The organism is Christiangramia sediminicola (assembly GCF_031344135.1).
Lineage (GTDB): Bacteria > Bacteroidota > Bacteroidia > Flavobacteriales > Flavobacteriaceae > Christiangramia > Christiangramia sediminicola.
Window position 1 is genome coordinate 97,844 of record NZ_JAVJIU010000003.1, and the last position, 14,460, is coordinate 112,303.

Here is a 14,460-nt window from a genome sequence, read left to right on the forward strand (position 1 = left end):
AATTAAGCTTTTAGTTTGAAATAGAAGGTACTCCCTACTCCTTCTTGTGAGTCAACCCAAATAGATCCTTCGTGCAATAACACGATCTTCTCTACGTGAGCTAGACCAACTCCGGTTCCTTCCATATCATCATTTCCAGGAACCCTATTAAAAATCGTAAATATGTTTCTCTGATCTTCTTTGGAAATTCCAACCCCATTATCAACTATAGAGAATACCCAGTATTTATCCTCTTTATAAGCTGAAATTCTGATTTCCGGATCCCTACTCTTAGGAACATATTTTATGGCATTACTAATAAGATTCTGGAATAAAAGCCTTAGTTCAACCTCATATCCTTTAAGTTCTGGCAATGCTCCTGTATGAATTTTTGCATTTGAATCTTTGATACTCTTTCCAAGATCATACTTCACTACCTCAACGATCTCTTTAGTATCTACAAGAGTTTTCTTACCGTTTTTACCAATTCTTGAATGTTCTAACAGAGCACGGATCTGAGCCGAAAGCCTGTCTGAAGCATTTTTTATGTATTTTATATAATTTTCACCTTTTTCGTCAAGTTGACTTGCGTACATCTTTCCAAGAACATCACTACCAAACTTAATAGTTGCTAATGGTTCCTGAAGGTCATGAGAGCATATTGAAACGAATTGCTCCAGATCTCTATTGGCACGCTCAAGATCATTTTTCTGCTCTTTTAATTGTTCCTGTGCTTTTTGTAGTGCAGAAATATCTACACAGGTATAACGAATGGTCTTAAGATTATTATTTTCATCTTTTTCAGCCGTTGCATTAAGAATTACCGGTAAAATTCTACCTTTCTTAGTGATCATATTTTGCTCAATATTAATGAGCTCACCAGATTTCTTAATACTTGATTTCAGCTTCATTGTACTTATCTGAGACTCCTTATCAAATAATTCAACTATAGATTTTCCAATAAGATCATCTTTAGAATCATATCCAAGTTTCTGTACAGCTTTTCTATTACACTGAACGATCTCTGAAGTTTTTGGATCTACACTTACGTGAAGAACCGGATCATCTTCATAGAATGACTTGAAACGTTTCTCACTAGCCATCAATTTCTCCTTAGACTTCTGAATCGTTTCTATATCGATGAATGAAATTACAACTCCGTTGATCTCGCGGTTAGATTCCATATAAGGAGAGATCCTTTGCAGGTAATTCTTCCCTTCTCTTGAGACAATGTGCTTTTCTAATGTTTTACCGGTATTCAATACCTTTTCACATCTATCAAGAAAACTCTGTCTCCTTGTAAGACCAAAGCTATTTGTGAAATTATCAATTGGCCTTCCAACATCACCATTGATCAGGCTGAAATGCTTCTTAATTGCAGGAGTAAATTTCCTGATGGTAAGATCTGAATCAAGGAAAATAACCCCGATATCAGTACTTTTCAGCAGGTTGTTCATATCGGCATTTAATGCAGCAAGATCATCCATCTTCTGAATATTCTCAGCATTTACCGTATTAATCTCTTCATTTACACTTTGAAGTTCTTCATTTGTACTTTGAAGTTCCTCGTTAGAAGCTAGCAATTCTTCATTCGCCGCCTGTAATTCTTCATTACTGGTTTCAATTTCTTCCAGTGAAGTTTGAAGATCTTCTTTTGTTTGCTTCAGTTCATTTTCAAGGCTTGCAACATATTCCTTCGTTTGACTTGAAGGACTAACTTTTGCAACCTCCTCTACTTCTTTATAATTAAGCTCCTTCTCTATAAAAGTGATCACATAATTGGTTTCACCTTCCAGACTGTGATCTTTAAAAGGCTTTACAATAATATCAGCTCCTAACTTAGAATCTTTGTGAGTGATCACCGCATCGCGATACACTACCTTTTCACCATTCTTAAAAGCTTTATTAAAGGTAGACTGAACCACATATTTCAATTCAGAATCCATCATATCCAGAAGGTTGATAGAGAATCCACTTACCGGAAAGTTGGCATATTTTCTAAATTCTCCAACGGCCTGTAAAATATTGTATTCTGAATCTACAAAAACCGAAGCTCCGCCAAACTGGTCAAGAATTGCTTCATTAAGTTCCCCTTGAAGTTTCTGACGAATAGGATTAGAATTAGACCTGTAGACTTTCCTTTCTCTATCCGATTTATTTTCAAGCAAACCTGCTGTTGGACTTCCTGTAGCAGATGCATGACTTATTCCATTCTTTAAACGAGTACTTGGCTTGATATTTCTGTAAATCTTCCATCTACGATCTATCTCGTTAAAATGCTCTTTATGAGTATGCACACTTTCGCTGGTTCCAAGCACCAATACCCCATCCTGTTTCAATGCATAGTGTAACATATTCAGTGCTTTCTTTTGAATACTGTTCTGGAAGTAGATCAAAAGATTTCGGCAAACCACCATATCCATATTACTGAAAGGTGGATTTTTTATAATATTATGTTTAGAAAATATCACAGATCTTCTAATCTTATCTGAAACCTGGTAACCGTTCGTTTTACTTAAGAAATACTTCAATAGAAGATCCTTGGAAACATCGGCAACAATACTTTCAGGATAAATCCCTTTTCCTCCTATATCAAGGTGAGGCTGAGAAATATCAGTAGCGAAGATCTTGATCTCAAGGTCTTTTCCCTGGTTTTCCATTTCCTCATGCAGGCACATGGCAAAAGAGTATGCCTCTTCACCCGTACTACAGGCAACATCCCATACCTTTAAAATTTCACCATCTTCCTTCTCCTGGATCATTTTAGGGAACACGTCTCTTTTCAAAACTTCCCAAACCTTTTCATCACGGAAGAATTTGGTTACACCAATAAGGAATTCCCTATATAGAATTTCAACTTCTTCTTTTTCCTTAGTTAGGTAGTCATAATATTCTTTAAGGTCTTTACACTTACAAATATTAACCCTTCTAGCAACTCTCCTTGCCAGCGTGGCATATTTATATTCTCTAAAATCAAGACCGGCTTTTTCATCTATATAACTAAGGATTCTGTTCAATTCCTTTTCGTCATACTGAACGTCGCCACCTTTGAAGTGAAATATTGGAGGACTGGAAATAAAGTTTCTCAATTCCGCACCCATTTCATCTACAGATAAAATATAATCTACAAGGCCTGTATTAATAGCGCTTTTTGGCATCCCATCGAATTTCGCTTCTTTTGGATCCTGCACCATGACCATACCATCGTTCTCCTTAATAGCTCTGGCTCCTCTTGTCCCATCACTTCCGGTTCCACTAAGAACAACTCCAATGGCCTGTTCTTTACGCTGCTTAGCCATGGATTCGAAAAACATATCTATAGGCAAATTGAGAGTTTGATTCTTCGGCTTTTCAGTAAGCCTAAGAATTTCATCTTCAAGAACTAAGTTATTAGCAGGTGGAATTAGATAAACGTGACCAGATTTCACTTCCATCTGATCGGTTATCTGTACAATTGGTAGATTAGTATTCTTCTTGAGAAGTTCTCCCATCATACTTTTATAATCCGGGGATAAATGTTGAATTACAACATAAGCATTCTTATCACTTGCAGGGATATTCTTAAAAAAAGCCTTTAAGGCTTCTAAGCCTCCGGCGCTTGCTCCTACTGCAATAATCCTAGTTTGATCAACATTATTTTCACTCACAGTTTCTACTGTAGAACTCTCTTTGGTACTTTTCATTAATCTGAGTAGTAGGTTTTTACTTTAACAATCACAAAGATTATTAGGAATCTGTAATAATATAAATTTTTTCTCTCATTTTTTACTACAATACAAACATTTATTGCGGCAAATGCTTAGTATTTATTGATGATTCCAACTATTTGCTCTTCTCCCTGTGGAAAAGTCGTGCCAAAATTTATTATCATAATTTCAATCGAGACACCAGCCTCATTACAAGACCTGACATTATTGCATAATCTTGCCATTTCTGCAAAGATTTAGATTCTTTAAGAAAGTCAAATTAGAAATAACATTTTTTTAAGAAAAGAAGAATCTCACGTTATCTTACATAACTAATATGTTTCCATATTTCTATTAAAGGGGAAATATTACCCATAAATAGTCAGAAAATGAATTGATTACCTGAGTAATTCCCAGCTTTAAAGTATTTCGATTTAGGATATTTCAACGGATTTTAAGTTTTTATTAATGCAGGTTTTCATAAAATCAGGGTAAATTATCGTCTCAAAATAATTACTAACCAACAATATTGGCATTATCGCACGGTCTTTGTCCAATTAAGGCTGAAATTGATTGGCAGAAAGTCAATATTAATTGAACCAAAAAAGTAAAAATGAAGACATTAGTAATTGGAGCAGGAAACATGGGACTAACTTACGCCGAAGGAATGGCACAGTCTGCAATGCTTAATCGAAGAAATCTTATGGTTTTCGATAAGTCAGCAGATGTGATTGCAAGATTGAGAGATCTTGACCATTTTGACGTATATGAATCCCTTGAAGAGTGCCTGCCCCAAGCAGATATGGTATTCGTTGCAGTAAAACCCTACCACTGTGATGATCTTTTTGAAGAAATGAAACCTATGGTTAATAAAGAACAAATATTTGTTTCTCTTATGGCCGGGGTGACCATTGCCAAGATTCAGGAAGGTCTTCAAGTGAAAAAAGTTGTTCGTTCAATGCCTAATTTACCTGCACAGGTAGGTAAAGGTGTTACATCTTATACTGAATCTCCTGAGGTTTCCCGAGTGGAACTATTGATGGTAAGAAATTTACTTGATACTACTGGAGAATCTATACATGTAGAAAACGAAAATTACATTGATGCCTCTACAGGTATTTCAGGTAGCGGTCCTGCATATGTATTCTATTTCATGAATTCAATGCTTGAAGCTGCCCGTAAAATGGGATTCTCTAAAAACGATTCAAAAGTATTAGTAAGTCAAACCTTTGAAGGTGCTGTTGAACTATTCAACCAGAACGATCTTTCTCCAGATACTTGGATGGATCGAGTAGCCTCAAAAGGTGGAACTACCAGAGCCGCTTTAGATTCTATGGACGACAATAATGTTAAGGAACTGATTAAAGAGGCAGCATATGCGGCTTTTGATCGTGCAGTAGAACTAGGAGAAGATAAATAAAACAACTTAAAAATTATACAACGAAAGACGTTAAAAATGGATAAGAAAAGAAGAATTGTTGTAAAAGTTGGTACGAATGTAATGACCAATAAAGACAACAGAATTTTAGGTCCAGTACTAAAGAACCTTGTTACACAGATCGCCACTCTATATGAAGAGGATATTATGGTAGTTCTTGTTTCCTCAGGTTCTGCAATTGCCGGGAAAGAGATTCTTGGCGAAATAAATATTAAAGATGAAAGTAAACGTAGACAGGTTTACTCATCAGTAGGACAACCTCGTATGATGCGCCACTACTATAGTATTTTCCATGATTATGGAATGCGTTGTGCACAGGTTCTTGCAACAAAGAGAGACTTTAGCCCGGGAATTCACAGAGAGAATATGATTAATTGTTATGAATCTCTTCTGTCTGAAGGAATCATTCCAATTGCAAATGAAGATGATGCGGTTTCTGTAACCATGTCTATGTTCTCTGATAATGATGAGCTGGCAAGTTTGGTAGCTGAACTAATCGGTGCTGAAAAGCTTATCATACTAAGTGATACTGACGGATTATACACAGGACACCCTGAACATGATGATTCAGAGAAACTGAATAAAGTACAGATCGATGAGAACGTTGAGAAATATGTTCAGGAATCTAATAAAGGTGAAGGTGAAGGCCGTGGCGGCATGGAGTCTAAAATCAAGATCGCCAAAGGTACTGCAGCGAAGAATATTACCACTTACATCGCAAACGGTAAGCGAGACAACGTGATACTTGATATTATGGCTGGTAAACCGGTTGGTACCAAGTTCACCTCGTAAACAAAAGAATTAACTAAACTAAAGAAAAAAGAAAATGAAGTTGATAAAATCTGAAACTAAAAATAACGTACTTAAATCCATGATGAATATTCTGGATAAGAGACGTGCTGAAATTATTTCGGCAAATAAAAAAGACCTAGAAGCATTTAGTAAAGATGACCAGGCGATGTATGACCGATTGATCGTAGATGAGAAAAAAGTTGATGGTATGATCCAGTCCGTTAAAGAAGTTATGGATCAGGATGATCCTGTTGGACAGGTGATCGAACACAGAAAACTTGATACAGGTCTTGACATTACAAATAAGACAGCCCCTTTCGGAAATATAATGATCATCTACGAGTCAAGACCTGATGTTACTATCGAGGCTGCGGTACTTGCTTTTAAGGCCAATAATAAGATCTATCTTAAAGGTGGTAAAGAAGCCATTAATAGTAACAAGATCCTTGAAGAATGCTGGCATGAAGCGCTTGAAGAAAATGGTTTAGGGAAAGAATGGATAAAACTGTTACATCTTGACAGAACACAAACTCAGGAATTCCTTAAAAATCCGCCGGAACAGCTTGATTTAATCGTACCACGAGGTGGTGAAAGATTAATTGCATTTGTGAAAGAACATGCAACCGGAGCAGTGCTTGTGAGCGGTAGAGGAAATAACTTCCTATACGTATCTAAAAATGCAGATTTTGATGTTGCTAAAAAAGTAATGTTGAATGCTAAGATCGATAAGATATCAGGTTGTAATGCTTTAGATAAGGTTCTTGTAGATAAGAATATCGAAGGTTACGAAAGTAAATTAAAGGAACTTCAAGAATTATTCAGAGACAATAAAGTGAATATTCTTGTAGATGATGAAGTAGCAAAAGTGCTGACTGATGAAGAAAAAGTTCCTTCAGAAGATACCTGGTATGAAGAATTCCTTGCGATGAAAATTGTAATTGGAACAATTGACGGTCTGGAAAATGCGATAGAAAAAATCAACCAGTATTCAGGAGGTCACTCTGCTTCTATAATCACAAAAGATAAGGATGAAGCAGTTACGTTCATGGAGCAGGTAGATAGTGCTGCGGTTTATCATAATGCTTCTACAAGATTCACCGATGGTGGACAGATGGGAGTTGGAGCCGAGCTGGCAATTTCAACCGATAAACTTCACCATAGAGGTCCATTAGGATTGAAGCAATTAGTAACTAATAAATATTATGTTCTAGGTGAAGGACACGTAAGAGTTTAAGAGCTAAAAACTATATAATTTTAAAAAGGCGCCGATTGGCGCCTTTTTTTATGTAACAAATTAAATAGGTTTTAGTCTTATACAACAAAGACAATATTCATGAAAAAAATAATTTTAGGAGTAGCATCTGCGACACTTCTTTTTGCCTGTAAAACACAAAATGTATCTGAACCTCAGGTGGAGCAACCAACCGTTGCGCAAATCGATCTGGTAAATGTAGAAGATGATAAGGTCTGGGTTAGTGTAGATCCAGATAGATTTACAGAAGATTCTACCACTTTCTTTATTCCGAAAACCGTTCCGGGAACCTATTCTACCGATAACTATGGTAAATTCTCCGAGAGTTTTAAGGCATTGGATTATAAAGGAAACGAAATGTCATTTGAAAAGATCGATGACAATAGCTGGACCATCGCAAATGCCAAAAACCTGGATAAGGTAATGTATCTGGTTAACGATTCATTCGACTGGGAAAAAGAAGGCGGCGTGTATTCCATGGCCGGAACTAATATTACCAAAGACAAGAATTTTCTTTTGAACCTTCACGGATTTGTAGGTTACTTCGAAAAATCTAAAGAAAAACCATTCAGATTAGAAATTAAGAGACCAGCAGATCTTATTGCAGGTACTGCTCTAACTATTGCTGACACTCAAAGTGATGAAAATACAGCTGTAAAAACAGATGTGTATAACCTAGATCGCTACTTCGAGGTAATAGATAACCCAATCATGTATTCTGCGCCAGATACTACGAGCTTTATGGTTCAGGATATGGAAGTACTAATCGATGTATACTCTCCAAATGCGAAATTTTCAGCTGAAAGTCTTAAGCCGAATCTTGAGAAGATGATCCGTGCTCAGAAAAGATTTTTAGGAGATATCAATAGTACAGACAAATATGCGATTCTGGTTTATCTTTCAGCTACTCCAGGAAAGAATGACGCTGGTAATTTTGGAGCTTTAGAGCATCATACCTCTACAGTTGTGGTAATGCCAGAAACTATGGAAGCAGAAGCTTTTGATGAAAGTATGACCGATATCGTTTCCCATGAATTCTTCCATATTATCACTCCGCTTGGAATTCACTCAAATGAAGTACACTACTTCGATTATAATGATCCTAAAATGTCTCAGCATTTATGGATGTACGAAGGTGTAACTGAATATTTCGCTAACCTGTTTCAGGTAAACCAGGGACTTATAAGCAATCAGGAGTTTTATGACAGAATGGTTGATAAGATCAATATTTCCAAGCGATTTGATGATACAGTTCCTTTTACTGTAATGAGTAAAAACATTCTAACTGATGAGTACAAAGACTCTTATTACAATGTTTATCAGAAAGGTGCTTTGATAGGAATGGCGCTGGATATTCGCTTAAGGGAACTTAGCAGTGGAAATATGGGGATTCTTGACCTTATGAAAAAGCTGAATGCTAAATATGGAAAAGATAAGCCTTTCGAAGATGATCAATTGATCTCTGATATCGTGGCATTAACCTATCCTGAAATTCAGGATTTCTTTGATACGTATATTACTGGAACAACTCCAATTCCTTACAACGAATTCTTCGCAAAAGCTGGACTTGAAGAAAAAGAAGTGATGAGTGAAGTTGGATACTTCCTTAAAGGACAAACTCCATATATCACGGCAAACCAGGCTACTATGCAGATTATGTTCAGAGATAATATCGAACTAAATTCTTTCCTTAACGACCTTGGAATAAAGGGCGGTGACATAGTTAAATCTGTTAATGGAACTGAATATACCATTCAGAATGTATACGAGCTGATTACCGAATCTAATAAATGGAAAGAAGGTGATGCAATTAGCATGACAATTATTCGTGATGGAGAAGAAATGAAATTAGAAGGGAAAGTTACTAAACCTATGGATAAAGAGATGAAGATCGTTGAGTCTCAGAATGCTGATGGTGACGAAATGGAACTAAGAAACTCCTGGTTAAAAGGATAATCTGAAATAGATTTTTGTATGAAGAGCGACGGGAAAATTCCCGTCGCTTTTTTTTGCTTTAAATCCTGCTTAAAAGCCGTAACTTATTATCTTTAGTTTCCTTAAAAACCAACCAATTCATGGAAATTCCTATTCTTCAGGATATTGTTATAATTCTAGGTTTATCTATCGTGATAATTCTAGTCTTCCAGAAATTAAAGCTTCCGGCCATTCTGGGCTTTCTACTTGCAGGTATTATCGCTGGACCACATGCATTCAACCTGATAAGTTCTCAGCATGAGGTAGAATTGCTTTCTGAGATTGGAATTATATTTCTTCTATTCGTTATTGGAATAGAACTTTCCCTAAAAGGACTGGCATCTATAAAAAAAATAATTTTTCTTGGAGGTGGTCTTCAGGTTGGAGGGACCATTTTGATCACTGCTGCGATTTCCTATTTTATCGGCTTACCGATGAATACCTCAATTTTCCTCGGTTTTCTATTCAGCTTGAGTAGTACCGCGATCGTGTTGAAATTACTACAGGAGCGCGGAGAGATATCCACGCCTCATGGAAAGATAGGCCTGGGAATATTGATATTTCAGGATATCATCGTGGTACCTATGATGCTTTTTACGCCTTTACTCGCTGGAGAAACGCCTAATATTATTTCTACCATCATTATCATGGCTTTGAAAATTCTCCTGGTCCTGGTTATCGTTTACATATTAGCACGATTTGTTGCACCAAAAATCTTTGGTTGGGTGGTAAAAACTAAAAACCAGGAACTTTTTATACTCACAGTGGTCGTATTCTGTTTTAGTGTTGCGTGGTTAACTTCAACCGTTGGATTGTCTCTTGCCCTGGGAGCATTTTTCGCCGGACTTATCATTTCTGAATCTGACTATAGTCACCAGGCGACGGCAAATGTTCTACCATTTAGGGAAATTTTTATCAGTTTTTTCTTTGTTTCCGTAGGTACTTTATTGAATCTGGAATTCTTCTTCAGCAATTTGCTGAATATTTTTCTGCTTGTTGTTGGGGTGATTTTACTGAAAATGCTGGTAGTTGGAATTACAGTTCTAATTCTTAAATACCCGGTAAGAACAGTCTTCCTGGCTTTATTCAGCCTATTCCAGGTTGGTGAATTCTCATTACTCCTTTCAAACGTTGGAAAGGATAGTGCCATAATTCCGGAAAACATTTATCAGTATTTCCTGGCCATTTCAATAATTACTATGGGTGTGACGCCATTCCTTATTTCTGCAGCTCCAAAGATTACCTATTCTCTGCTGAAAGCACCTATACCACCAGCAGTAAGAAAAAGACTGGAGAATATCAAAAAAAGCAGCAAGGCTGAAGAAGAGTTTTCAGAAGAAAATCTGCATGATCACCTGGTGTTGATCGGATACGGAATTAATGGTTCCAACATTTCCAAAGCTGCACGTAAAGCTGAAATTCCTTACGTGATCATCGATGCAAACCCAGAGTCTTTTGAAAAAGCGAAAAATGGTGGAGAACCCATTATTTTTGGTGATGCCACCCAGGCCACAATTTTAAAACACGCACATATACAGGAAGCACGGGTGATCGTAATTGCAATTTCAGATCCAGGAGCTACCAGGAAAATGCTAACCAGCATTAGACAATTTACGCAAACTGCCACTATAATTGTTAGAACCAAGTATGTGAAGGATATGGAAGATGCTATAAGATTAGGTGCAGACGAAGTGGTTCCTGAGGAGTTTGAAACTTCTATCGAGATCTTTACAAGGGTTCTTAAAAAGTATCTGGTACCATTTGATGAAATTCAGGAATTTATCAACCAGATAAGATCTTCAGATTATGAGATGCTTACCTCCATGAAGAAAAGTCCGCACTCCCCTGCCCTGCAACATTTAAATATTCCAAACCGGGAAATCGTAACTTTAAAGGTGCAGAGAGACAATCACCAGATCGTAGGAAAAACTATTGAAGATTCAGGAATTGGTAAGAATTATCATGTAACGCTACTCGCTATTCAGCGAAATAGAAAATACCTTACCGAGATTTCTCCTGGAACTATGATTGAACAGGGTGACTTATTATATCTTTTCGGCCACCCCAATAATATTAACCATTTAAACAATCTACTGTCTTTCTAATATCTCTTATTTTTATAAATTTAGAGACCTAACAACTTAGCCATTAATGAGCAACACGCCAGATAAGATCAGAAGATATTACAAGTTCATTCGTTTTATGCTTAAATACTGGAACAGCGATCTGTTTAGACAAACCAGCGCTGTGGCCATGAATGATGAACTTTCTGAAGATGATGACGAACATAAGTTCGATCAAACTCCAGAAGAACTGGTAGAAGACCTAAAAGCAATGGGTCCTACTTATATCAAATTGGGACAGCTTCTTTCTACAAGACCAGACCTTTTACCCGATGAATATCTTAATGCGCTGGCAAATCTCCAGGATAATGTATCTCCGGTTCCCTTTGAAGAAGTTAAAGAGATCATCGAAAAGGAGCTGGGAACTAAGATCAGTAAAGGTTTCAATTCATTTGATGAAAAGCCACTGGCTAGTGCTTCTATTGGTCAGGTACATCGCGCTGAATTGCATTCAGGCAGACCGGTAGCCGTAAAAGTTCAAAGACCAGGTATCGCTCAGCAGTTCATGGACGATCTTGACACTTTAGATGAATTAACGGCAATGGCCGTTAACCACTTGGAAACTGCTAAAACGTACGCTATTGATGAAGTTTTTGCTGAATTAAGGCGTATTCTTTTAAATGAACTGGATTACAAAAAAGAAGCGCAGAACCTTAAAACTTTAAAGAAAAATCTCGATCAATACGAGCACCTGATCATTCCGGAACCTATCGATGATTATAGCTCTACCAGGGTTCTAACGATGGAATTCGTAAGCGGCAAAAAGATCACTTCGCTTTCTCCATTAAGGCAGATGGAAAATGACTATTCTGAACATGTTGAAGAATTAGTGGAGGCATATCTGCAGCAAATTATAAATGATGGTTTTGCTCATGCAGATCCACATCCTGGAAATATAAAGTTCACTGAGGATGATAAGATCGCCTTGATAGATCTTGGTATGGTAGCCAGATTCACACCTCAGCTGCAGGAAAATCTAATTGAACTGCTCCTGGCTATAAGTCAGAGCAACGGGGAAAAGACAGCTCATTCTTTATTAAAGATGAGTGAACTATCTGAAGATTCGCAGAAAAAGCAATTCGCGAAAACTGTAAGTGATGTTATCATGGAAAGCGAAAATAGCCGGGCGAAAGATCTTCAAACAGGTAGAATTCTTATCCAGTTAAACAGGCTGGCATTGGCTACTCATATAAAACTGCCGGTTGAGATAAATATCTTAGGAAAGATTTTATTGAATCTTGACCAGATCGTAGCGATGCTAGATCCGGAATTCGATCTAAGAGCTGCAATTCAAAGAAATGTTCACGAGATCATGCGCAAAAAAATGATCAGTGAATTGAAACCCGAAAATTTCTTCAGCACCCTACTTGAAACCAAGCATTTCGTAGAAAAAATGCCGGAACGTATGAACCAGATCTCAGAGAATCTGGCCAATAATGAGTTCAAAATCAAGATCGATGCAATTGATGAAAAACGAGTTACCGACGGCTTTCAAAAAGTAGCGAACAGAATTACTTTAGGCCTTATTATCGCATCTATGATCATTGGAGCTTCCATGTTGATGCAGGTGCCTTCAGATTTCACCATTTTAGGCTATCCTGGCTTAGCTATGCTATTTTTTCTTTTAGCAGCTGTTGGTGCCATTGTACTTAGCTATGTGATCATTTTCAAAGACGAAAACTTAAATAATAAGAATTAAATTTTAACCTTAGAATTCACAATTTATAATGAGAAAACTCTACCTATTAACCCTTCTTTTAGCTATTAGTTTAGTAGAAGTGAAAGCTCAAAAAGTTGAAATCCCGATAGATACTTCAGTAACTACGCAGCATTCTGTAAATATCAATGGGAAATCTATAGATTATACTGCCGAAACCGGTATGATGCCATTATGGAATGATGATGGTGAACCAACTGCGAGCTTATTCTATACCTATTACACCAGGAATGGCGTAAAAAATAATGAGAACAGACCTTTGGTAATTTCCTTTAACGGTGGACCTGGCTCCGCTTCAGTATGGATGCATATCGCCTATACTGGGCCAAGGGTATTAAAGATTGATGATGAAGGATTTCCAGTTCAGCCTTATGGAATTAAGGAAAATCCGAATTCTATCCTTGACGTAGCCGATATTGTTTACGTTAACCCTGTGAATACTGGTTATTCAAGACCAATTCCTGATGCAGAAGGAAAAGTTGATCGCAAGAAATTCTTCGGTGTGCAGGCTGATATTACTTATCTGGCTGAATGGCTAAACACCTTTGTAACACGCAAAAACAGGTGGTTGTCTCCTAAATATTTAATTGGTGAAAGCTACGGAACAACTCGAGTTTCCGGGCTAGCTCTGGAACTTCAGAATAGCCAGTGGATGTATCTTAATGGGGTTATCCTGGTTTCTCCAACTGAAATTGGCTTAGACCGTGAAGGACCTGTGGAAATTGCTAACAGACTACCATATTTCGCTGCAGCAGCTTGGTATCACAAAGTACTGCCTTCAGAATTACAGAATAAGGATCTTGATGAACTGCTACCGGAAGTTGAGAATTATGCAATAAACGAACTATTGCCAGTTCTGGTGAAAGGTGGTTTTACAGATGAATCAAAGAAAGAAGAAGTAGCCGAAAAAATGGCTTATTATTCCGGTATCAAAAAAGAAGTGATCATGCAAAATAACCTGGAAGTTCCATTCAGGTATTTCTGGAAAGATCTACTAAGAGAGAAAGAAGGTTATACCGTTGGTCGCCTGGATTCCAGATATCGAGGACTTGATTCAAAAGAATCCGGTGACAGTCCAGATTATAATGCTGAATTAACTTCCTGGTTACATTCATTTACTCCAGCCATAAATTATTATTTAAGAGAAGAATTAAAGTTCAAAACAGACCTGAAATACTTCATGTTTGGCCCGGTTCACCCATGGGATAGAAGTGGAAATAATACTGGTGAGAATTTAAGACAGGCGATGGCTCAGAATGCAAATCTTGATGTGATGATACAGTCTGGCTATTTTGATGGTGCGACAACCTATTTCAACGCGAAATATTCTATGTGGCAATTGGATCCTAGTGGTAAAATGAAAGACCGCCTCAGTTTTAAAGGATACCGAAGCGGCCATATGATGTACCTAAGAAGCGAAGATCTAAAGAAAGCTAATGATGATGTAAGAGAATTTATCAAAAATAGCCTTCCTGGAGCCGACGCGGCTAAATACTAAT

Annotated in this window: 8 protein-coding genes; 7 read left to right on the top strand and 1 reads right to left on the bottom strand. The window is 37.2% G+C overall.

Going from position 1 to position 14,460, the window contains the following annotated elements; translation table 11 throughout:
* Positions 1-2 precede the first annotated feature (2 nt).
* The gene (locus RE431_RS07805; protein ID WP_309561416.1) at positions 3-3,662 is read right to left on the bottom strand and encodes a chemotaxis protein CheB; all 3,660 of its coding nucleotides are present in this window, start codon (positions 3,660-3,662) and stop codon (positions 3-5) included.
* 616 nt (positions 3,663-4,278) lie between these two features.
* On the opposite strand from RE431_RS07805, the gene proC reads away from it, so the two are divergent.
* The 7 genes from proC (at position 4,279) to RE431_RS07840 (ending at position 14,459) form a co-directional block, all read left to right on the top strand.
* A complete protein-coding gene (proC, locus tag RE431_RS07810) occupies positions 4,279-5,085 on the top strand; it encodes a pyrroline-5-carboxylate reductase (protein WP_309561417.1) in 807 nt (268 codons plus the stop codon).
* Positions 5,086-5,121: 36 nt separating this feature from the next.
* On the top strand, positions 5,122-5,895 hold the full coding sequence (gene proB, locus RE431_RS07815) for a glutamate 5-kinase (protein ID WP_309561418.1): 774 nt from the start codon (positions 5,122-5,124) through the stop codon (positions 5,893-5,895).
* Between the two features lie 34 nt (positions 5,896-5,929).
* Positions 5,930-7,129 carry a glutamate-5-semialdehyde dehydrogenase gene (locus tag RE431_RS07820; RefSeq protein WP_309561419.1) on the top strand — a complete coding sequence of 400 codons (1,200 nt, stop codon included), beginning with the start codon at positions 5,930-5,932 and terminating at the stop codon, positions 7,127-7,129.
* Positions 7,130-7,228: 99 nt separating this feature from the next.
* The gene (locus RE431_RS07825; RefSeq protein WP_309561420.1) at positions 7,229-9,103 is read left to right on the top strand and encodes a M61 family metallopeptidase; all 1,875 of its coding nucleotides are present in this window, start codon (positions 7,229-7,231) and stop codon (positions 9,101-9,103) included.
* A gap of 119 nt (positions 9,104-9,222) precedes the next feature.
* The gene (locus RE431_RS07830; RefSeq protein ID WP_309561421.1) at positions 9,223-11,226 is read left to right on the top strand and encodes a monovalent cation:proton antiporter family protein; all 2,004 of its coding nucleotides are present in this window, start codon (positions 9,223-9,225) and stop codon (positions 11,224-11,226) included.
* Between the two features lie 46 nt (positions 11,227-11,272).
* A complete protein-coding gene (locus RE431_RS07835; RefSeq protein ID WP_309561422.1) occupies positions 11,273-12,943 on the top strand; it encodes an AarF/UbiB family protein in 1,671 nt (556 codons plus the stop codon).
* A gap of 28 nt (positions 12,944-12,971) precedes the next feature.
* Positions 12,972-14,459 (top strand): S10 family peptidase, encoded by a 1,488-nt coding sequence (locus RE431_RS07840; RefSeq protein ID WP_309561423.1) that lies wholly within the window; start codon positions 12,972-12,974, stop codon positions 14,457-14,459.
* Position 14,460 lies beyond the last annotated feature (1 nt).